This window comes from Kitasatospora sp. NPDC056651 (assembly GCF_042792155.1).
Classification (GTDB): Bacteria; Actinomycetota; Actinomycetes; order Streptomycetales; family Streptomycetaceae; genus Kitasatospora.
The window spans coordinates 24,409-45,717 of sequence record NZ_JBHTWX010000011.1; the positions used below are offsets into that span (position 1 = coordinate 24,409).

The 21,309-nt window shown below is 73.7% G+C and carries 18 protein-coding genes; 3 read left to right on the forward strand and 15 right to left on the reverse strand.

Annotated features, from left to right (window positions below; all coding sequences use genetic code 11):
• The first annotated feature begins 116 nt into the window (after nucleotides 1-116).
• A complete protein-coding gene (locus ACFRAR_RS07245) occupies nucleotides 117-2,312 on the forward strand; it encodes a RecQ family ATP-dependent DNA helicase (RefSeq protein WP_380695826.1) in 2,196 nt (731 codons plus the stop codon).
• A gap of 378 nt (nucleotides 2,313-2,690) precedes the next feature.
• Entirely contained in the window at nucleotides 2,691-3,395 is a 705-nt protein-coding gene (locus ACFRAR_RS07250; RefSeq protein WP_380695828.1) for a hypothetical protein, read from the forward strand.
• Between the two features lie 189 nt (nucleotides 3,396-3,584).
• On the opposite strand, the gene ACFRAR_RS07255 is transcribed toward ACFRAR_RS07250, so the two are convergent.
• The 3 genes from ACFRAR_RS07255 to ACFRAR_RS07265 form a co-directional block, all read right to left on the reverse strand.
• Complete coding sequence (locus tag ACFRAR_RS07255; RefSeq protein ID WP_380695712.1) at nucleotides 3,585-4,238, reverse strand: hypothetical protein; 654 nt, start codon at nucleotides 4,236-4,238, stop codon at nucleotides 3,585-3,587.
• A gap of 102 nt (nucleotides 4,239-4,340) precedes the next feature.
• Nucleotides 4,341-5,039: a ribonuclease HII gene (locus tag ACFRAR_RS07260; RefSeq protein WP_380695714.1), complete on the reverse strand. Its 699-nt coding sequence runs from the start codon at nucleotides 5,037-5,039 to the stop codon at nucleotides 4,341-4,343.
• A gap of 274 nt (nucleotides 5,040-5,313) precedes the next feature.
• Nucleotides 5,314-6,003, reverse strand: a complete 690-nt coding sequence (locus ACFRAR_RS07265) for a TetR/AcrR family transcriptional regulator (protein WP_380695716.1) — start codon at nucleotides 6,001-6,003, stop codon at nucleotides 5,314-5,316.
• Nucleotides 6,004-6,392: 389 nt separating this feature from the next.
• On the opposite strand from ACFRAR_RS07265, the gene ACFRAR_RS07270 reads away from it, so the two are divergent.
• Complete coding sequence (locus tag ACFRAR_RS07270; RefSeq protein WP_380695718.1) at nucleotides 6,393-7,940, forward strand: MFS transporter; 1,548 nt, start codon at nucleotides 6,393-6,395, stop codon at nucleotides 7,938-7,940.
• 217 nt (nucleotides 7,941-8,157) lie between these two features.
• Here ACFRAR_RS07270 and ACFRAR_RS07275 read toward each other — a convergent pair whose 3' ends face one another.
• The 12 genes from ACFRAR_RS07275 to ACFRAR_RS07330 form a co-directional block, all read right to left on the reverse strand.
• Nucleotides 8,158-9,819, reverse strand: coding sequence for a DUF4153 domain-containing protein (locus ACFRAR_RS07275; RefSeq protein WP_380695720.1), 1,662 nt, complete (start codon nucleotides 9,817-9,819; stop codon nucleotides 8,158-8,160).
• Between the two features lie 272 nt (nucleotides 9,820-10,091).
• Nucleotides 10,092-10,982, reverse strand: a complete 891-nt coding sequence (locus ACFRAR_RS07280) for a carbohydrate ABC transporter permease (RefSeq protein ID WP_380695722.1) — start codon at nucleotides 10,980-10,982, stop codon at nucleotides 10,092-10,094.
• Between the two features lie 26 nt (nucleotides 10,983-11,008).
• A complete protein-coding gene (locus tag ACFRAR_RS07285; RefSeq protein ID WP_380695724.1) occupies nucleotides 11,009-12,064 on the reverse strand; it encodes a carbohydrate ABC transporter permease in 1,056 nt (351 codons plus the stop codon).
• A gap of 220 nt (nucleotides 12,065-12,284) precedes the next feature.
• Nucleotides 12,285-13,673 (reverse strand): ABC transporter substrate-binding protein, encoded by a 1,389-nt coding sequence (locus tag ACFRAR_RS07290; RefSeq protein WP_380695726.1) that lies wholly within the window; start codon nucleotides 13,671-13,673, stop codon nucleotides 12,285-12,287.
• A 298-nt stretch (nucleotides 13,674-13,971) separates the two neighbouring features.
• Entirely contained in the window at nucleotides 13,972-15,186 is a 1,215-nt protein-coding gene (locus tag ACFRAR_RS07295) for a cytochrome P450 (RefSeq protein ID WP_380695728.1), read from the reverse strand.
• 118 nt (nucleotides 15,187-15,304) lie between these two features.
• Entirely contained in the window at nucleotides 15,305-16,549 is a 1,245-nt protein-coding gene (locus ACFRAR_RS07300; RefSeq protein ID WP_380695730.1) for a cytochrome P450, read from the reverse strand.
• The gene (locus ACFRAR_RS07305; RefSeq protein WP_380695732.1) at nucleotides 16,546-17,340 is read right to left on the reverse strand and encodes an ATP/GTP-binding protein; all 795 of its coding nucleotides are present in this window, start codon (nucleotides 17,338-17,340) and stop codon (nucleotides 16,546-16,548) included. The genes ACFRAR_RS07300 and ACFRAR_RS07305 overlap by 4 nt, the downstream gene beginning before the upstream one ends.
• A complete protein-coding gene (locus ACFRAR_RS07310; RefSeq protein WP_380695734.1) occupies nucleotides 17,321-17,689 on the reverse strand; it encodes a DUF742 domain-containing protein in 369 nt (122 codons plus the stop codon). Before ACFRAR_RS07310 ends, ACFRAR_RS07305 begins: the two co-directional genes overlap by 20 nt.
• Nucleotides 17,686-18,120 (reverse strand): roadblock/LC7 domain-containing protein, encoded by a 435-nt coding sequence (locus ACFRAR_RS07315; protein ID WP_380695736.1) that lies wholly within the window; start codon nucleotides 18,118-18,120, stop codon nucleotides 17,686-17,688. Before ACFRAR_RS07315 ends, ACFRAR_RS07310 begins: the two co-directional genes overlap by 4 nt.
• A complete protein-coding gene (locus ACFRAR_RS07320) occupies nucleotides 18,117-19,940 on the reverse strand; it encodes an ATP-binding protein (RefSeq protein WP_380695738.1) in 1,824 nt (607 codons plus the stop codon). The genes ACFRAR_RS07315 and ACFRAR_RS07320 overlap by 4 nt, the downstream gene beginning before the upstream one ends.
• A gap of 258 nt (nucleotides 19,941-20,198) precedes the next feature.
• Nucleotides 20,199-20,444, reverse strand: a complete 246-nt coding sequence (locus ACFRAR_RS07325) for a Clp protease N-terminal domain-containing protein (RefSeq protein WP_380695830.1) — start codon at nucleotides 20,442-20,444, stop codon at nucleotides 20,199-20,201.
• Nucleotides 20,445-20,454: 10 nt separating this feature from the next.
• Complete coding sequence (locus ACFRAR_RS07330) at nucleotides 20,455-21,222, reverse strand: SDR family oxidoreductase (protein WP_380695740.1); 768 nt, start codon at nucleotides 21,220-21,222, stop codon at nucleotides 20,455-20,457.
• Nucleotides 21,223-21,309 lie beyond the last annotated feature (87 nt).

Sequence of the window (21,309 nt, forward strand, 5' to 3'; positions counted from 1 at the left end):
GTGAGTGGAATTTGACTGCCGTTCAGCGGACCAGCGGATGAAATGCACCCCGTCTTCTCCCGCCTCCGCTCCCCCGCATTCGCCGCTTGTCGGAGGGACGGGGTTACATGGACGCCATGCAGCAGCCCGACATCCACACCACCGCCACCGCCGACCGCGCCGAGGTCCGAGCGCGGGCCGAGGCCGTCCTGCGCGAGCTCGCCGGCCCCGGAGCCACCCTGCGCGAGGACCAGTGGACGGCGATCGAGGCCCTCGTGGTCGACCGCCGCCGCGCCCTCGTCGTCCAGCGCACCGGCTGGGGCAAGTCCGCGGTCTACTTCATCGCCACCGCCCTGCTCCGGGCCCGCGGCGCCGGGCCGACGGTGATCGTGTCGCCGCTGCTCGCCCTGATGCGCAACCAGGTCGAGTCGGCCGGACGGGCCGGCATCCACGCGCGCACCATCAACTCGGCCAACACCGACGAGTGGGCCGGGGTCCAGGAGGAGGTCGCCGCCGGGAAGGTCGACATCCTGCTGGTCAGCCCCGAGCGGCTGAACAACCCGGACTTCCGCGACCAGGTGCTGCCTGAGCTCGCCGCCTCCACCGGCCTGCTGGTGGTCGACGAGGCCCACTGCATCTCGGACTGGGGACACGACTTCCGCCCCGACTACCGCCGGCTGCGCACCATGCTCGCGGACCTGCCGCCCGGCGTCCCCGTGCTGGCCACCACCGCGACCGCCAACGCCCGGGTCACCGCGGACGTCGCCGAGCAGCTCGGCACCGGCGCCACCGACGAGCACGCCCTGGTGCTGCGCGGGCCGCTCGACCGGGAGAGCCTCACCCTGGGCGTGCTCTCCCTGCCCGACCCGGCGCACCGCCTCGCCTGGCTGGCCGACCACCTCGACCGGCTCCCCGGCTCGGGCATCGTCTACACCCTGACGGTGGCCGCGGCCGAGGAGGTGACGGCCTTCCTGCGCGAGCGCGGCTTCCCGGTGGCCTCCTACTCCGGCCGCACCGAGGACGCCGAGCGCCGCACCGCCGAGGCCGACCTGCTGGCCAACCGGGTCAAGGCGCTGGTCGCCACCTCCGCCCTCGGCATGGGCTTCGACAAGCCCGACCTCGGCTTCGTGGTGCACCTCGGCTCGCCCAGCTCGCCGATCGCCTACTACCAGCAGGTCGGCCGGGCCGGGCGCGGTGTGGACCGCGCCGAGGTGCTGCTGCTGCCCGGGCGCGAGGACGAGGCGATCTGGCGCTACTTCGCCTCGCTGGCCTTCCCGCCGGAGGAGCAGGTGCGCCGCACCATCGACGCGCTGGCCGAGGCCGGACGGACGCTCTCCACCGCCGCGCTGGAGCCCCGGGTGGACCTGCGCCGGGCCCGGCTGGAGACCATGCTCAAGGTCCTCGACGTGGACGGCGCCGTCCGCCGGGTCAAGGGCGGCTGGACGGCCACCGGGCAGAGCTGGGAGTACGACACCGCCCGCTACGCCAAGGTCGCCGCCTCCCGGGAGGCGGAGCAGCGGGCGATGCGCGAGTATGCGTCGGGCACCGGCTGCCGGATGGAGTTCCTGCGCCGACAGCTGGACGACGAGCAGGCCGCGCCGTGCGGGCGGTGCGACAACTGCGCGGGGCCGCTGCACACCCCGGACGTCTCCGCCGAGACGCTGGCCGCCGCCCGCGCCGCACTCGGCCGCCCGGGCCTCAGCTTCGAGCCGCGTCGGCTCTGGCCGACCGGGATGGACGCGCTCGGCGTGCCGCTCAAGGGGCGGATCCCGGCGGGCGAGCAGGCGGAGACGGGCCGGGCGCTGGGCCGGCTGTCGGACATCGGCTGGGGCAACCGGTTGCGCACCCTGCTCGCCGACCAGGCGCCGGACGTGCCGGTACCCGACGAGGCGGTGGACGCGCTGGTGGCGGTACTCGCCGACTGGGCCCGCGGTCCGGGCGGTTGGGCCGGTCCCGCGACGACGGAGGGCACCCGGCTGGAGCGGCCCGCCGGCGTGGTGACCATGGCCTCCTCGACCAGGCCCCGGCTGGTCGGCAGCCTCGGCGCGCGGATCGCCGAGATCGGCCGGCTGCCGCTGCTCGGCCGGATCGAGTACGCCGGCGGGCTGCCGCCGCACGGCGCCCGCAGCAACAGTGCCCAGCGCCTGCACTCCCTGGCCGGCGCACTGGTCCTGCCCCCTGAGGTGGAGCAGGCGGTCGCGGCCGCCGGCGGGCCGGTGCTGCTGGTGGACGACCTCGTCGACTCGGGGTGGACGGTCACCGTGGCCGCCCGGCTGCTGCGCCGGGCGGGGGCGAGCGCGGTGCTGCCGCTGGTACTGGCCGTACAGGGGTGACGGGACGGCGAAAAGCCGCCCCAGGAGCCGTTCGCTTCACCCGAACGGCCTAACGGAAAGGATCAGGCGAAGCGATTTCCATCACATCGGTCGAACGGCCCGAGAAAGGAGCGCCCCTCATGTCGATGACGGTTCGCCCCGCCCTCCGGACGTTGTGGATCAAGGCCCGGAGGTGCCTCGCCGCCGTTCGCACCGCTGTGGAACATATCCGACAGACCATGGGCTATCGGGTGGCGTTCATAATTTCATCGTTGCCGCCCCGCCCCCGATGCACCGAGAATTGGGGAGTACCCGAAACCCGGTCCGCTGGACCCGCCGTTCGGCGTACCCAGGCACCCGCCTGCCCACGGGCCAGGAAGGAGGATCGTGATCAACGGCATCGACCGAGGTCAGAATCCCTTCTCCGGGAGTCCCACACCCAGACGGGTGCTGGACCTGGAGGCCTGGGCCGCCTCGGGGATCCCGTTGCTGCGCGAACCCCGCGAGTTCGTCCTGGAGCTCCACCAGCGCCACCTGCCCCAGCCCGGCACCGTCGTGGTCGCCGTCCTGGACGCGCTCCACCACCTCGCCGCCTCGGCCTCGTTCACCCCCTGGCCGCACGACACCGACGGCTGGCAGCACCGCAACGCCCTGCTGGCGCACCTGCGCCGGATCATCCCGCACGACCTGCGGCTCCCCGAGCCGACCCGGACGACCGTGCTGCTGCGCTGCCGCGACGGCGCACCCGGCTGGACGGAGCAGGACGGCGCCTGGATGTGGGCCCTACGGGACGCGTCCGTGCTGCACGGACTGCGCTGCGGCGCGTACATCGGACTCACCCCGGCGGGCTGGCAGGTCCTCGGGGACGGCCGGGGCGGACGCAAGCCGCACGCGGGCTCATGGGCCGACGGGCCGGTGCACACCGTGACGGAGCTGCCGCCGCGCTCCGCGCTCGACACCCCGCGCGGCCAGCGCACCCGCCAGCCGGCGGCCGAGCAGACCAATCCGGGCGAGGACTCGGCGAGTTCCCCGCAGTCCGAGCCCCCGTGGGGCCCGGCACGGGTCGCAGCGGCCGAACCGACCCGCCGCACCGGCACACGCTGAGTCCGCGGCGGCATCGGCCCCGCCGGACTGCCCGGACTGCCCGAAGCGCCCGGCCGCCGAACGTACCCGCCCAGCCGGACCGCGACGCCACCGGCCGCTGTCGACCGCCCGCCGAACGTCGGCCACCGCGGGACGGACCTCGGGCCCGGCACCGTACAGCGGCACCGGGCCCGAACTGGACGGCTGTGATCAGGCCTTGACCGGGCCGCCCGCCGCGGCTCCGGCGGAGCCCACGGCGGCCGGGCCGACGTCGCCGCAGACCACCAGCAGCGCGGTCGCGTGGCCGAGCGCCCTGGTGTAAGCCTCGGCGGCCCGGGCGGACGGTCCGCCGTTGACCACCAGGACGACCACCGGGCGGGCGGCCGGACGGGTCAGTGCGGCGTCCGCGTAGAACACGTCCCCGCCCTCGGCGAGCTGCGCCCAGTAGCGCTCCTCACCGAAGGAGAGTTCGTGCTGCTGCCAGGGATGCGCCTCGCCGACCGTCAGCACCAGGATGTCGCCCGGGTCACGGCCGGACTCCAACAGCAGGTCGACCGCGTCATCGGCGCGCTCCACCGCCTGCGCCGGGGTGGCGGCGATCCGCTGGACCTCCACCCGCGGTGCGGCGGGGGCCGGGTGGCGCGGTGCCGGCCCGGGCTTGGGAATCAGTCGCGGCGGCCCCGGGCGGGCGGCGCGCGGCGGGGCCTGGCGCGGGGACGCCGAGCGGGGGCCGGGCACCGGAGCCGGGGCAGCGACGGTGGTGGGTGCGGTGGCAGGGGCTTGTGCGTCCGACTCGCGGGGGAAGGGAACGCCGGGGCCCGGGAGGCTCTCGTGAATCTCCGGCTCCTCGGGAAAGACAGGCATACCCGGATATCTATCAAATGCCGGTGGGGGTGCGCACGGGTACCCCACCCATTGGGCACCGGTCCACTCCCGCCCCTTCCCGGGGCAATTCCAGACGGATCGTCAAAAACCGAGCGTCAACTGTTCGTCGGCGGATCCCAGGGTGCCGCCCGCGCCCTCCCGAACGCGCTTGAGGTGGCGCCACTTCGGCAGTCCGTCCATGTACGCCCAGGAGAGCCGGTGGTGCTCGGTGGGGCCGTACTCCTCCAGCGCGGCGCGGTGCACCGGGGACGGATAGCCGGCATTGTCGGCGAAGCCGTACTCCGGGCACCCCTCGCCGAGTTCGGCCATCAGGCCGTCACGGTGGACCTTGGCGAGCACCGAGGCCGCGGAGACACAGATGCAGGACTGGTCGCCCTTGATCACCGTGCGCACCCGCCACGGGCCGCCGAGGTAGTCGTGCTTGCCGTCCAGGATGACCGCGTCGGGTTCGACCGGCAGCGACTCCAGTGCGCGGACCGCCGCCAGCCGCAGCGCCGCCGTCATGCCGAGTTCGTCGCACTCCTGCGCCGAGGCCTGCCCGAGCGCGTAGGCGGTGACCCAGTCGGCGAGGACCGGGGCCAGCGCGCGGCGGCGCAGTTCGGTGAGCAGCTTGGAGTCGGTCAGCCCCTCCGGCGCCCTGCGCAGGCCGGTGACGGCCGCGCCGACGGTGACCGGTCCGGCCCAGGCGCCGCGCCCCACCTCGTCGAGGCCGACGACGATCTTGGCGCCGGCCCGGCGGAGCGAGCGTTCGACGGAGTGCGTCGGCGGGACGATGGGCATGGCGGATTCCGTTCAGCTGGACAGCCTCCAGCCTAAGCCCGCCCCACGACCGCCGAGCCCGTGTCCCGGACAGGTGGCAGCCGGCCCGCCGCCCGGCCGATCCGGCGCCACGAACACTCCCGCCCGGGCCGGGCGGGCGGAACACTCGGGCGCGGAGCCTGCTCCCCCACCGCGAACCCACACCCCGGACCAGCAGCCCGAACCCGCATCCCGAACCAGCGCCGCAAACCCGCGCCCCGAACCGGCAGCCCGAACGGACGCCCCCAGGACCGCCTCAGCCGTCCCCACGCGCCCGGATCATCGGTTCCAGCACCTCCGCCACCAGTCTGTCGGCGAAGCCCGGCCCCAGGTTCTCCAGCCCGCGGATCTTGACCTGGTAGAGCATCATCGCCGGGATGACGTCCGCCACCAGCGGGGTGGCCGCGCCGGGCCGAACGTCTCCGCGCTCGGCACCGCGCCGCAGGATCTCCAGGATGGTCCGCGCGGTCGGCTCGATGACCCGGTCGGCGATGAATCCCTTGAAGACCTCGGCCCGCTCGTGGTCGATCTCTCCCATGATCGCGTTGAGCGCGGAGCCCGCCCGGGAGGCCATCGCCCCGGTGAACCCCTCGATGAGCTGGAGGAGTTCATCGCGCGCGGACCCGAGGTCGGGGGTGTCCTGAGGGTGTGGGAGCGTGGCGTCCAGAGCGTCGAGGACGAGCTCGTCCTTGGAGGCCCAGCGCCGGTAGAGCGCGGCCTTCCCGGTTCGCGCCGCACCGGCGACCCCCTCCATGGTCAGCCGCGCGTATCCGCCGGAGGTGAGCTGGTCGAGCGCGGCTTCGAAGATCGCGTTCTCCAGATCCTTCCCCCGGCGCCGCGCCGGCCGTGCCAGGGCCTGGCGGGCGGCCCGCACCGGGCACAGGGCGGACTCGGCACCCGCGTCCGCCCGCATCCCCACCTCCGCCTCCGCCTCCGCAGGCTCCACGTCGGCCGCCCCGGCACCCGCCCCCGCAGGCCGCGCGGCCGCCTCTCCCGACGTCCGCCCCGCCGGGTCCGACACGGGACTCCCCGCCGGGTCCGGCGCCGAACCCGCCACCTGCCTCTGCCCCTGCCCCTGCCCCTGCCCCTGCCCCTGCCCCACCACCGAACCGGCCGACGACCGACCGGACCGGTCTGCCACCAGGCGCCGCACCAACCGCCCCATCGCCACCACCCTTAAGGAACGCTTGCGTTCACAATCACGGCCGAGATATCGTCCCAACTAGTGAACGATCCCGTTCCTTCCAGGCCTGCGCAAGGGCGCGGCGCCATGCCCGGGCCGACGAATCCGTCGGCCCCGCACCACCGAGCACATAGCCAGCAGGGGGCACATTCATGGCTATCTCCGACACGCTCAGCAAGAACTCACCACCGCAGGCAAGCCAGAGCCGGGGCAAGGGCATCACCCTGACCGTCATCGCGGCCACCCAGCTGATGGTGGTCCTCGACGCGACCATCGTGAACATCGCGCTGCCGCACATCAGGGACGCCCTGAACTTCTCGACGACCGACCTGTCATGGGTGATCAACGCCTACACACTGACTTTCGGCGGACTGCTGCTGCTCGGCGGGCGCGCGGGTGACATCCTGGGCCGCCGACGGGTGTTCATCTTCGGCACCCTGCTGTTCGGCCTGGCCTCGCTGCTCGGTGGTTTCGCGCAGGACGGCGGCCTGCTGCTGGCCGCCCGCGCGCTCCAGGGCATCGGTGGCGCGATCTGTTCCCCGACGGCGTTCGCCCTGATCGCCACCAACTTCACCGAAGGTCCGGAACGCAACCGGGCCTTCGGAGTGTTCTCGGCGGTGGCCGGCTCGGGCGCCGCGATCGGCCTGCTGGCCGGCGGCCTGCTCACCGAGTACCTGAACTGGCGCTGGGTGTTCTTCGTCAACGTGCCGATCGCGATCCTGATCGCCATCGCCGCGCCGCGCCACATAGCCGAGTCCGAGCGCCACCCCGGCCGCTTCGACCTGCCCGGCGCGTTCACCTCCACCGTCGGCCTGGTCGGCGTGGTCTACGGGTTCATCCGGGCCGCCTCGGACGGCTGGTCGGACAGCATCACGCTCGGCTCCTTCGCGGCCGGCGCGATCCTGCTCGCCGCCTTCCTCGTGGTCGAGAGGCGCACCGACCAGCCGATCACCCCGATGCACCTGTTCGCCGACCGCAACCGCACCGGCGGACTGGTGATGATGCTCTGCCTGGCCGCGGCCATGTTCGGCATCTTCTTCTACGTCGTGCTGTTCGTGCAGGGCCCGCTCGGCTACAGCCCGCTGAAGGCCGGCGTCTCCTTCCTCCCGATCAGCGTCTCGATCGTCGTCGCCGCACAGATCGCCTCCAACCTCCAGGCCAGGTACGGCCCGAAGCCGTTCATGGCGGGCGGCGCGCTGCTGGTCACCGTCGGCCTCACCTGGCTGACCCAGATGAGCAAGGACAGCGGCTACCTGGACGGGGTGCTCGGCCCCACGGTGGTGTTCGGCTTCGGCATGGGCCTGATCTTCGTCCCGGTGATGCTGATCGCCGTCGCGGGTGTCCCGGCCGAGGAGACCGGTGCCGCCTCCGGCCTGCTCAACTCGATGCAGCAGATCGGCGGTTCACTCGGGCTGTCGATCCTGACCACGGTCTTCGCGCACTACGCCACGGCCGAGGCCGCCGCGCAGTTGCCGAAGTTCATGGAGACCGCGAAGCCGGAGCAGCTCGCCTACCTCCAGCAGCACCACGAGTTCCCGACGGGCACGGACGCCGCCAACACCGTGCTCACCCAGGGGATCTCGCACGGCTTCGTCGTGGGCGCCGCGCTCGCGGCGGTCGCCCTGCTGGTCGCGGTCTTCGTGATCAAGGCCAAGGCCAGCGACCTGCCGAGCGGTTCCTCCGCCGTCGCGATGCACTGACGCCACCGAACGCGAACGTCACCGAACACGAACGCGAACATGAACGCGAACACGGCCGAACACGAGCGTCGGCGTGCACGGACACCAGCGCACAAGGACGCCAGCACACAAGGACGTCAGCCGGGCCGGGCGGGAGCGCGCAGCTCCCGCCCGGCCCGATCGCTACCCAACCGCTGCCCAACCACTGCCCAACCACTGCCCGGGCCCACCGGACCCGTCACCAGCGGTCGTACGCCAGCCCCGCCTGCTCGCACGCGCCGCGCCCGCCCACCACGCGCTCCGCCGGCGGCCGCTCGGCCAGGATCTGCCGCGCCCGGGCGACCGAGGCCCCGGCCGCGTACCAGGGCTTCTCCCCTCGCTCCAGGTCCTGCCGGATCAGCTGGAGCGCGCAGGTCCGCTGCGGTCCGGGAAGCCGGTCCAGGGCGGGCACCGCGTCCGCCGAGAGCCCGCGGACGTTGCGCAGGTCGATGAGTGCGGCATGCGGGTCGGCGCGCAGGGCCCGCTCGTAGCGGGCGACGTTCTGCTCGGCGACGATCGCGTCCGGCCCCATCAGCCCGTAGACGGCGACGGTCAGCATGCCGCTGAACACGACGGCGCGGGGCAGCCAGCCGGCACCGCGGGTCAGCCCGGCGGCGATCAGCAGCAGGAAGACCACGCCCAGCCAGACCTCGACCACCAGCACCCACAGCCGCAGCCGGGTGAGCCCGGAGGCGTCCACGTAGAACCACATCCGGCCGAGCGCCGAGGCGACCACGGCCAGCGCCAGGAAGCAGAGCAGCCCGAGCAGGATCCGTGCCACCCGGCGGTCGGCCGGTGTGGTGCGCGGGGCCCACCGCTTGGCGACGGCCACCACGACCAGGGTCAGCACGGTGATCACGCTCAGCTGCCAGAAGCCCTGCCGGGCGTACGCGGAGCGGCTCATCCCGGTGTTGCGCAGCACCGCGTCCGCTCCGCCGAGCACCACGACGGCCTGGACCACCGCGAAGGCGCCGAACAGCAGGTCGAGCGCGACCAGCGGCAGCGCCCACTCCAGCCGGCGCCGTTCCCGGCCCGGCCGGACCACCGTACGGTCCCAGCGGCGCGGGCCGGCCGCGATGTGCGCGAAGCCCAGTGTGGTGAGCGCCCCGAGCGCGAACAGCAGGACGCGTACCGGGAGCCGGTCGAGATCGAGGCTCGGGCTGAGGTTCCCCAACAAGTTCGCCATGGCGGCGTCAGCACTGGCGAACAGCAGGCCGAAGACGGTCAGCAGGGCGGCGGCGACCGCGAGCGCCTTGAGCACCGGAACGATCCGGTCCCGGCCGGGCAGCGTCCGCCGCTCCATGGTCTCCCAGACCCAGAGCGCCGAGGGCACCAGCTGCCACAGGATGCCGGGCAGCGCGAGCACCACGCCCGGCCAGCGGCGGCCACCGTGCAGGGCCAGCGAGGCCAGTGCCAGCGCACCGACGACGGCCAGGGCGGCGGGACGGCCGGCGTCCCACACCGCCGGGACGGCGAGCAGGGCGAGGGCGAGCAGGCTCCACACCGCCGTCCAGGGCCGGACCCGCCGACCGGCCGACCGGGCGGCGATCCCGGCGCCGACCGCGGTGACGGTGCCGAGCAGCAGCAGGTTGGGGCCCAGGCCGTCGTACAGCAGCCAGGCCGTCAGCAGGCCGGCGGCCAGGGCCGCCAGGAGGACCCGCGGGCTGGCCGCCGCCCGGCGCTCGGGGTCGCTGCGGCGCAGCCAGTCGGTCGCCGAGGGCACGGGCGTGCCGGGCGCCTGGCGCGGGTCCGCCCCGGGCCGCGTGTACGGAGCGTACGGAGCGTACGGGTCGTACGGGTCATAGGCGTCGTCCGGGCCGCCCGTCCCTGACGAACCACCCGCCTCGGACGAGCCGCGCACCCCGGATGAACCTGCCGCCGCGGGCGAGCCTGCCGCCGCGAGCGAATCCGGTGAGCGTGGCGAATCGGACGCGGCAGGGATGGACGGGCCTGACATGAGTCCCCCTCAGTGGTCGACGGGCATGCGGGAGCCGCCCACGGGACGGTCCGCCGACGGGCGCGCTCGGCGCTCCGGCCGCTGCCGACTGTAGACCATTCTGAACAAGTTCAAAAGCTGATACTGAACACGCTCAGAATGCTCTGACCACCAAGGACTCCTCCCGACTCCCCGGACTACCCCTTCACCGACCCGGCCAGCAGCCCCCGGACGAAGTACCGCTGGAGGCTGAAGAAGACGAGCAGCGGCACGATGATCGACAGGAACGCCCCGGCCGTGAGCAGCTCCCACCGCCCGCCGAGCGAGCCGGACAGCTGCGCCAGCCGTACCGTCATCGGGGCCACCTCCGGCGTGCCGCCCGCGAAGGTCAGCGCCACCAGCAGGTCGTTCCAGACCCACAGGAACTGGAAGATCGCGAACGAGGCCAGTGCCGGGGTGCACAGCGGCAGCACGATCGAGCGGAAGATCTTGAAGTGCGAGGCGCCGTCCACCACCGCGGCCTCCATCAGGTCGCGCGGCAGCTGGGCGATGAAGTTGTGCAGCAGGAACACCGCCAGCGGCAGCGCGAACATGGTGTGCGCCAGCCAGACCGTGGCGTAGCTGCCCTTCAGGTCCAGTGCCGGGACCAGCGTCAGCGAGCCCAGGTGCGCACCGCCCGAGAACAGCCGCAGCAACGGGATCAGCGCCATCTGGAGCGGCACCACCTGGAGCGCGAACACCGTGAAGAACACCGCGCTGCTCCCCCGGAAACGCACCCAGGCCAGCGCGTACGCCGCCATCGCCGCCAGGACCAGCGGGAAGACCGTCGCCGGGATGCTGATGGCCAGCGAGTTGACCAGGAACGGCATCAGGCCGGTGGAGACGCCGGGGCCGCCCTCGAACAGCACCGAGTGGTAGTTGCCGAGGCCGAAGTCCGGGTGCAGGAAGGCGTTCCACCAGCCACTGCCGGTCACGTCCTGCTTGGGCCTCAGCGAGGTCACCAGCAGGCCCAGCGTCGGGATCGTCCAGAGCACCGTCATCGCGATCACGAACACCGAGGCCAGCGGGCTGCTGAAAGCCCTCCGCACCGCTCCCTCCCGACCGCCCGTCCCGGTCACCGGACCTCACGCTCCTTCCGCAACTGGACGATGTTGTAGGCCACCAGCGGCAGCACCGCGAGGAAGAGCAGCACCGCGAGGGCGCTGCCCCGCCCGTCGTTGAACTGCACGAAGGACTGCGAGTACATCTCGTTGGCCAGCACCTGGGTGCCGAAGTTGCCGCCGGTCATGGTGCGGACGATGTCGAAGGCCTTCAGGGTGATGAGCAGGACGGTGGTCAGCACGACCATCACCGTGGTGCGGATCATCGGCACGGTGACGTACCAGAACAGCCGCACCCCGCTCGCACCGTCCAGCCGGGCCGCCTCCACGACCTCGTCCGGGATCGCCTTGATCGCCGCCGACAGCACCACCATCGCGAAGCCGGTCTGCACCCAGACCATCACCGCCATCAGCAGGAAGGTGTTCAGCGGTTGGGAGAGCAGCCAGTTCGGCGGATCGTCCCAGCCCACCGCGACGGCGAGCTGGCTGAGCAGCCCGATCTGCGGCTGGCCCGGCCCGCGCGACTCGTAGACGAACTTGAAGATGATCGAGGCGCCGACCAGCGAGATCGCCATCGGCATGAAGATCAGCGACTTGTACACCGACTGGCCGCGCATCCGGTCCACCAGGAGCGCCAGCACCAGCCCCAGCCCGGTCGCCGCCAGCGGCACGGCCAGCAGCCACAGCAGCGTGGTGACCAGCACCTCCCGCACCGAGTCGGAGGTGAAGGCCCAGCCGAAGTTCTCACCGCCGACGAACCGGCTGCCGTCGTCGCTCCGGAGGCTGAGGTAGACCGTGCGGAGCAGCGGCACGACCAGGCCGACGGCCAGCAGCAGCGCCGCCGGGCCGAGGAACACCGCGACCGCGAGCGGCCGGGCCAGGCGGCCCCGGGCTCGGCCGGCGACCAGGAAGACCACCAGCAGGATGCCGAGGAAGCCCGCGACGGCACCGAAGGTGTTGCCGAACTTGACCGCCGCGTCGTTCCAGGCGCCGGCCGCCAGTCTCTCGGCGGCCAGTCCTCGGGCGGCGGCCAGGTCGGCCGCGGGTGTCGGGAATCCGGGTACGGACATGGCTGCGCGTCCCTTCGGGTGGGGAGGGGAAGGGGGGGGGGGGGGGGGGGGGGGTGGGGGGGGGGGGGGGGGGGGCGGGGGGGGGGGGGGGGGGGCCGGGGGGGGGGGGGGGGGGGGGGGGGGGGGGGGGGGGGGGGGGGGGCCCCGCACCGCCCTCGACAGGTGGTCCTCGATGGATCCGGCCACGGACCCGGGCCCGACCTCACCGCAAGGGGCCCGGCTACTGCGGCCAGGCGGCGTCGATGTCGGCGGCGGTCTTGTCGATCGACTGCCCCTCGGCGAACCAGGCCGTCAGCGACTTCCACTCCTGCCCGGCGCCCACGGCGGCCGGCATCAGGTCGGAGCCGTCGAAACGGAAGGTGGCCGCCGGGTCGGTCAGCGCCTCGGCCGAGAGCTTGTCGATCGGGTCGGTGTAGAGGCTCTTGTCCACTCCCTGGTTGGCCGAGACCCAGCCGGTCGCGGTCCTCACCCGGCTGCTCGCCCAGTCCGAGCTGGACAGGTAGTTCTGCACCGCCTGCACCTCGGGCCGCCCGGAGAAGGCCGCCAGGAACTCGCCGCCCCCCTCGACCGGGTTGGCGACGGACGGGTTCACCGCGGGCAGGTGGAAGGCGAAGACGTCCCCGTCCGGGCCGACCTTGGTGCCCTTGGGCCACTGCGCCTCGTAGAACGACGCCTGCTGGAGCATCAGGCACTTGCCGCTCAGGATCGGCGTGCCGGCGTCCTGGAAGGTGGTGGTGGCGATCGACTTCACGTCACCGAAGCCCGCGTTGACCCAGGCCGGGTTCTGCATCCAGTCGGCGACCGTCTTCATCGCGGCGGTGATCTTCTGATCGGAGAACTTCGCCTGGTGGCCGACCCACTGGTCGTACACCTCGCCGCCGTACGAGCCCAGCACCACCTCCTCCAGCCAGTCGGTGGCCGGCCAGCCGGTGGCCGTCCCGGAGGCGATGCCGCCGCACCACGGCTTGGCACCGCCCGCCTTGGCGATCCGGTCGCTGAGCGCCATCAGGTCGGCCCAGGTCTTGGGCACCTGGTAGCCGGCCGCCGTGAAGGCCTTCGGCGAGTACCAGACCAGGGACTTCATGTTGGCGCTCATCGGGGCCGCGTAGAAGGTGCCGTTGACCGAGCCGTAGGTCTTCCAGATCGGGCTCCACTTGTCCTGGTTGGCGACGGTCTGGGCGGGCGGCTTCACCACCTTGCCGCTCTTCACCATCTGCGCCAGCAGGCCCGGCTGCGGGATGATCGCGAAGTCCGGGGCGTTGCCTCCGGAGACCCGGACCGGCAGCTGGGACTCGAAGTCGTTCGACCCCTCGTAGCTGATCCTGATCCCGGTGCACTTGCCGAACTCGGCCCAGGACTTCTCCAGGTTGTCCGACTCCGGGCTCAGGATCGAGGCGAACATCGTCACGGTGGTGCCCGAATGCCCGGCGTACGGCTGGTACTTGGCGCAGTCACCGGGCAGCGACTCGGCCGATCCGCCTCCGCTGCCGCCCGAACCGCCGGAACTGTTGGAGCAGGCCGCGGTCAGGGCCAACACCGCCACCAGGGCGGGCACGGCGGCCAGGCGGCGGCGGGAACTCGGACGCGGCGCGGACGGGTTGAGGGTCAATGCGGTTCTCCTCGCCAGGGCGTACTGCCGAAGGTGGATTGAACGACATCGCGCTGTACCGGAGACGGGCCCGCAGGAGATCGCGGAACGGGCTCACGAGTGGACGGGGGCCGGGCTGATCGACGACGTTAACGCAGCCGCCGCGCCGCGCCAAGGTCCGCGTTCGACCTTCACCGACCGGTGTCCCGACCGTGACCCACGACCAGGTGTTACCCGGAACGCGTTACCCGGAACATCGCCACCGGAAGCCGGGGGCCCCGACCGGAAACCCGGACGGGGCCCATGGATTGACGTCACGTCAGTGGAGTCGGACCGGCAGCTCCAGCAAGCTGTTCACCACCAGCGAGGGACTCGGCCGCAGCTCGGCGTCCGGCACCGCGAGCGACAGCTCCGGGAAGCGCTCGAACAGCGCGGGCAGCGCGATCCCCGCCTCCAGTCGGGCCAGCGGAGAGCCCGGACAGACGTGCGGGCCGTGGCCGAAGGACAGGTGCCGGGCCGGGTCCCGGGTGATGTCGAAGACCTCGGCCGTCACCCCGTGCCGGAGCGGGTCCCGGCCGATCGCGTTGTACGAGACCAGCACCGCCTCACCGGCCGGGATCACCACCTCGCCGACCGGTATCGGCTCGGCGGCGAAGCGGAACAGGAAGTTGCTGGTCGGCGGCGTCCAGCGGAGCGACTCCTCCACCACCGCGTCCCAGGGCACCTGCCCCGAGCGCACCAGCTCCAGCTGGTCGGGGTGGGCCAGCAGCGCCCGCACCGCGTTGCCGATCAGGTTCACCGTGGTCTCGTGGCCGGCCGCGATGATCACCCGCAGGGTGGCCGCCGCCTCCGCGTCGGTCAGCGCCCCGCCCTCGGTGTCGGCCGCCAGCAGCGCGCTCGCCAGATCCTCCCCGGGGGCCGAACGGCGCTGCGCCACCAGGCCGTTGACGAAGGCGTTCAGTCCGGCGACGGTCGCCTGGATGCCCTCCGGATCCGGCTTGGTGCCGAAGAACCGCTCGTACAGGTCACGCAGCAGGTCGTGCTCCGACTCCGGCACGCCCAGCAGTGAGCAGATCACCGTCATCGGCAGCGGGAAGGCGAAGGCCGTCTTGAGGTCCACCACCGGTTCGCCCGCCGCCAGGGAGTCCAGCAGCGCGTGGGTGACCTCCTCGACGCGCGGACGCATCAGCTCCACCCGGCGCGGGGTGAAGGCCTGCGCGACCAGCGCGCGCAGCCGCCGGTGCTCGGCGCCGTCCGTGGTCACCATGCTCGGGCCGGGCACCGCCAGGCCGATCAGCGGCCAGGTCTTCGGCACCTCGCCGCGCTGGTAGGCCGCCCAGTGCGCGGCGTCCTTCACCAGCCGGGCGTCCGTCAGCAGGTCGCGGGCGGCGGTGTGCCGGGTCACCGCCCAGGCGGCGACCCCGCCGGGGAGCTCCACCGGCACCACCGGGCCGGCGGCCCTCAGCAGCGCGCCCTCGGCCGCGTTGTCGGCGGCCAACGGGTCGAGGACGAAACGGGCCGGGGCAGCGGTCATCGACAACTCTCCTTCGTACTGCGGATCTTGGTGGAGCACAGCGGACGGTCCCGGGGCGGCGGACGGTCCCGGGGGTGGCGGATGGTCGCGCGGGGGTGGCGGCGGACGGTGCGGCGGATCAGGCCGGGTGGCCCGGGGTGAACGAGACCGGCAGCGCCACCAGCCCCCGCACCCAGGCCGACGGCCGCCACACCAGTGCGTGCTCGGCCACCGCCAACCGCAGGTCCGGCAACCGGTCCAGCAGCACCTCGATCGCGGTGGTGGCGATCACCTCGGCCGCCTCCTGGGCCGGGAACGGGCAACCGTGCTCACCGTACGAGTAGCTCATGTGCGCCCGGTTCCCCTCGGCCGGACGGCCGTCGGCCTGCCGGACCGACGGATCGGCGTTGGCCCCGGCGAACCCGAGCAGGAGCATGTCCCCCTCGGAGATCCGCTGGCCGCCGAGCCGGGTGTCGCGGACCGCCCAGCGGCCCGCGAAGATCTGGGTCGGGGTGTCCTCCCAGAGCGCCTCGTTCAGCGCCTGGCTGATGCTGCGCCGGCCGCCGGCCAGCGAGGCCGCGAACCGCTCGTCGGTGAGCATCAGCCGCAGCGCGTTGGAGATCCAGTACGAGGTCGGCTGGTGCCCGGCGATCAGCAGCACCCGCAGGTCGCGCATCGCCTCGTCATGGGTCAGCCCGGCGGGGTGCTCCAGCATCCGCGAGGCGACGTCGGCGCCCGGGTGCTCGGCCTTCTCCTCGACCAGCGCGAGCATCAGCTCCAGCAGCCGCTGGGCACCGGTCGGCGCGTCCGGGCCGCCGTCCAGCATGGCCAGCAGCGCGGCGATCAGCTGCGGTGCCTGCTCCTCGTCCAGGCCGAGCACCCGGCACAGCACCAGCAGCGGCATCCGGTACGCGTACTCCACGACCAGGTCGGCCTCGCCGCGCCCGGCGAACCCGTCGATCAGCCGGTCGGCGATCTCCTCGGCGTGCTTGCGCAGCTCGTACGGGTCGATCCCGGCCAGCGCGTCGGTGACCGCCCGCGAGCGCCGCACGTGCTCCTCGCCCTCGGCGTAGAGGATCGAGGGGGCGGGCGCCACCATCGGCTTGAGCGGCCAGTCGGCGGGCAGCGTCGCCCAGGCGTGCCAGCGGCTGGAATCCCGGCCGAACAGCTGCGACTGCCTCGTCACCTGCTGGAGCTCGCGGTAGCCGATGACCAGCCAGGCCGGGACACCGCCGGCCAGCTCGACCGGGGCGACCGGGCCGTGCGCGGCGCGCAGCTCGCGGTAGAGCTGGGCCGGGTCGGTCTGGAAGCGCGGCCCGTACAGCGGCGTGGCGCCGGCGTGCGCCGGGCAGCCCGGGGGCGGGGTGGCGGCGGGCTCGGTCACGGGGTGCTCTCCTCGTAGATCGCGGTACGGAACCCTTCCGAAGCGGGCCCGTCGGGCAGGACGGCCTCGCCGGACAGATCGACCCCGTCGGCCGGATCGCCCCCACCGGCCAGGTCGGCCCCGCTCGCACCGGCCAGCGCGGCCAGATGGTGGACCAGGGCGATCAGCACCCGCTTGCCGGACTCGCGGTCGCGCGCGTCACAGTCCACCAACGGCACCTCGGCCGGCAGGTCCAGGGCCTCGCGGACCTGTTCCAGGGTGTGGCTCGGCTCGCCGAAGTTGTTGCGGGCCACGATGAACGGCGTCCCGTGGTGCTCCAGCCGGTCGATCGCGTACCAGGAGTCCTCCAGCCGCCGGGTGTCCACCAGGACGACCGCGCCCAGGGCGCCGCTGAACAGCCGGTCCCACAGGAACCAGAAGCGCTCCTGCCCGGGCGCGCCGAACAGGTACAGCACCTGGCGCTCGGAGAGGGTGATCCGGCCGAAGTCGAAGGCGACCGTGGTGGAGCGCTTGCCCCAGGCGCCGGCCGGGTCGATGCCCTCGCCCGCCTTGGTCATCACCTCTTCGGTGTTCAGCGGGCGGATCTCGCTGACCGAGCCGACCAGCGTGGTCTTGCCCACCCCGAAGCCGCCGACCACGACGATCTTCAGCGCGTTGTCGGCGGTCGCCCGCAGCGGGGTGCGCGCGCCGGCGGGCCGGGCGACGGCGGCAACCGGGGCGTCGCCAACGGGCCGGGCGTCACCGGCGCGGACGTCACCGGCGGCCCGGAGGTCAGAGCTGTTGGAGGCCATGCAGCACCTGCTTCAGCGTGTCGAGGTCGGGCAGCCGGGCCTTGTTCGGCGCGAACCGGGGGTGCCGGGCGGTGACCGCCCCGGACTCCAGCAGGTCGCCGAGCAGGATCTTCACCACCGAGACGGGCAGCGACAGCTCCGCCGCCACCTCCACCACGGCGGTCGGCGCCTCGCACATCCGCAGGATCCGGGCGTGTTCCGACTGCATCCCGGGCGTCGGCTGCCGCTCGGCGACGATCAGGGTGACCAGGTCGAAGGCGTTCTCCGGCGCCCGGCTGCGACCCCGGGTGATGGTGTAGAGGCGGTCCGGGTCGTCGTCACGGCCCGGCAGCACCGGCCCAGCGTTCATATGCCCGCGCTCTCTTGAGCGGCCTCGCCTTCCGCACCCCGGGCGGGCGCGCTGAGGTGGACCCCGATCTGCTCGATCAGGCCGTGCATGTTGTGGCCGACCACGCCGACGTCCGCCTCGTCGTCCGTCACCACCGCCAGGTGGGTGCCCTCGCCGGCCGCCACGATGCACAGGATGCCGCCGTGGAACTCGGTCATCGACTGCCGCACGCCGCCGCTGCCGTCGCCGAACTCGATCGAGGCGCCGTGCGCCAGGCTCTGCAGGCCGGAGGCGATGGCGGCCAGTTGGTCGGCCTGGTCGGTGCTCAGCCCGGCGGTGTGGCAGAGCTTGAGGCCGTCGGCGGAGAGGACCAGGGCGTGCCGGGTGCCGGGGGTCGCCGCCAGCAGGTTCTCCAACAGCCAGTCGAGGTCACGGTCGGTGGCACTGCTCATGGGGTGTCCTTCTCGGTGACGGGGGAAGCGTCGGGCAAGGTGTCGGTGTCGGTGTCCGCGGCCGGCACCCCGACCCGGGGCAGCTCCGCCGGGGGCAGCTCGGCCGGGGCCGGCCCGGCAGCGGGCTGCCCGGCCGTCGCGGGACGGGCGGCGGCCCGGCGGAACGCGCCGAACCGGGAGGCCGCGGTCGCCGCGTCGGCGTGTACGGGCTTCTCGGCCTGGGCCGTCGCGGGGGCGGTGGTGGTCGCCAGGGTCTGCCCCCGGCGCCGCTGCGGCAGGCCGCTGTCGGTCATCCGGGCGGGCGCGGCCGGCAGGGCGGGTACGGCAGCGCCCGGCGTCCGGGAGGGCGCCCGCTGTACGGCGGGCGCCGGGGACAGCAGCGCGGGGACAGGACCCGCCGGGGTGAGCGCGGGGCGCGCGGCCTCCGTACGCGGCGCCTGCGCCGGGACGGGCGCGTGACCGGGCGCCTGACCGGGCGCCTGGCCGGTGGTCGGAGCCGTGGCCGGAACCGGATGCGTGACCAGCTGCTGCGGGATCAGCATCACCACCCCGGTACCACCGCGCGCCGACGGCCGGAAGGAGATCTGCAGACCGTGCTTGCGCGCCAGCACGCCGACCACCGCGAGCCCCAGCCGGGTGCCGGCGGAGAGCGTGGTGAGGTCCAGCGGTTCGGCGGAGACGGCCCGCTCGGCCCGGCGCAGCCAGCTGTCGCTCAGGCCCAGCCCGCTGTCCTCGACGGTGACCGCCAGCCCGGCGGGCACCTCCTCGACGTAGACGTGCACCTCGGCCGGCGGGGCGGAGAAGTTGGTGGCGTTGTCCAGCAGTTCGGCCAGCGCGTGCATCACGCCCTCGGCGGCGTACCCGGCGACCGCGGCGGTGCTGGCGTTGTGCAGCCGCACCCGCTGGTAGGCGCCGATCCGGCCGAGCGCGCCGCGCAGCACCGATTCCACCGCGATCGGCTTGGCCCAGCGGCGGCCCGAGCGGGCGCCGGTGAGCACCGCGATGCTGTCGGCCATCCGGCCCGCCTGGGCGGTCGAGTGGTCCAGGCTCAGCAGGTCGCCGAGGACCTCCTCGTCGTGCCGGTGCTGCATCTCGCGCAGCTCGGCGTGCATGCTCGTGGCCAGTGCCTGCACCCGCCCGGCGGCGGTCGCGCAGACCGCGAGCGCGGCGGCCCGCAGCCGCTCGCCGCGGCCGATCTCCTCGCCGACGGCGCGCAGCAGCGCGTACTGGGGGTGCTTGCGGTGGGCGGCCAGCGCGCTGTCCACGGCCGCGCCGGCCCGCAGCTTCTTCACCACCTCGGGCAGCAGGCCCTCGGTGATCCGGTCCAGCTCGGCGCGTTCCGCCGCGACCCGGGCCCGCTCCTCCCGCGCACCGGCCCGCTCGGCGTCGAGTTCGCCCCGCAGCCGGGACAGTTCGGCGTGCGCGGCGGCGACGTCCGTCTCGGCCCGGGCCTGCTCGGCGCGGGCGAAGTCCCGGTCGGCGAGCGCGGCGGTGGCACGGTCGGCGGCGGCCGTCTCGGCCTGCCGGGCGGTACCCGCGGCGACCAGTGCGGCCCGGGTCTCCTCGTGCTGCGCGGCCAGCTCCTCGGTGAGGCGGCGGGTGCGCTCGACTCCGCTCGCCGCGAGGCCGACGGCGATCAGCCAGAGCGCGGTGACGGCACCGACCGCGAGGGCGGTGAGCGGTTGGTGCGCACCGAGTGCCCGGACGATGCCGACTGGAGCGGCGACCAGGGCCAGCAGGACGGCGGCCGCGGTCAGGGCGACGGTGCGCGGCGCGGGCCGTCGACGCGATCGGCCGTCGGGGCTGGTGGCTTCTCTCATCGGGGCGGTCCTCGGCAACGTCGGCGGGCGGCGGCGCGGCTGCCGGCCGACGACGGTCGGCGCCGACAGCCGGTCGGGCGCATACGAGACCGCCCGGCGACGTCGTGAAACGTTCCGGGCGGTTCATCGGTTCACGCTATCGGTCGATCATATCGATTCAGACATTGCTCTCAAGCGGACAGTTGACGGGCGCTCCCCTTCTTCCACGTCACCCACACGACTCGGCGACCCGCCCGTCGCACCCGCGAACGCCACGGTTCACACCCCGGGCGTCCGCCCCAGCTCCTCCTCGACCGCGCGCCGCACAGCGTCCGGGTCCAGCCCGTGGTCGGCGATCACCCACGCCCCGAGCCCCTCCCCCTCGCGCAGCACCCCGAGCAGCAGGTGGCCCACCGCGATCTCCCCCGACTTCAGCCGCAGCGACTCGCGCAGCGACAGCTCCAGCACCTTCTTCGCCCGGGCCGCGAGCAGGAGGTGCTCCGTCCCGGTGTACTCGTGCCGCAGGCCTCGGACCTCAGCGCCCGCCGAACCGCCGCGCCAACGCCTCCTCGAAGGTCCCCCGGCCCACCGCCCGCTCCGGCGCCAGGTTCCCGCCCTCCCGGAAACCCCGGGCGGTCGCCCCCGGCAGGCGCAGCGGCAACAGCGGCCGGCGCTCGCCCGCCGCCCGCAGGTAGGCCTCGGCCAGCTCCCGGTACGAGCGCACCCGCGGGCCGCCGACCTCCGGCGCGAAGCCGGCGGGCCCCTCCCACACCAGGTCCGCGACCGCCTCGGCCACCTCCCGCACGTCCACCGGCTGGCACGCCGTCCCGCTCAGCACCGGGAACACCGGCAGCTTCACGGAGGCGTCGAAGATCCTCAGCACCAGGTCGTGGAACTGCGTCGCCCGCAGCACCGTCCAGCCCAGCCCCGACTCCCGCACCAGCTGCTCGCAGGCGAGCTTCGTCCGGTAGTAGGCGAGCGGCACCCGGTCGATCCCGACGATCGACACGTACACCAGGTGCCGCACCCCGGCCTCGCGCGCCTCCGCCACCAGCGTCCGGACCGCGGCCACGTCCGCCTTCTTCTGCGTGGTCGCGCAGTCCACCACCACCTCGACCCCGGCCATCGCCTCGGCGATCCCGGCCCCGCTCTCCAGGTCCCCGACCACCCACTCGACCCCGTCGCCGCCGCCCCGCACCCGCCGGCTCAACCCCCGCACCGCCGCCCCGCGCTCCACCAGCAGCCGCACCACCTCCCGCCCCAGCGTCCCCGTCGCCCCGGTCACCAGCACCGTGCCCGTCACCGCACCACTCCTCTCATCAGGAACCGTCACCCCCAGGGACCGGACACCACCCCCGTACGTGACATCGGCATCCCCCGGGACGCGAAG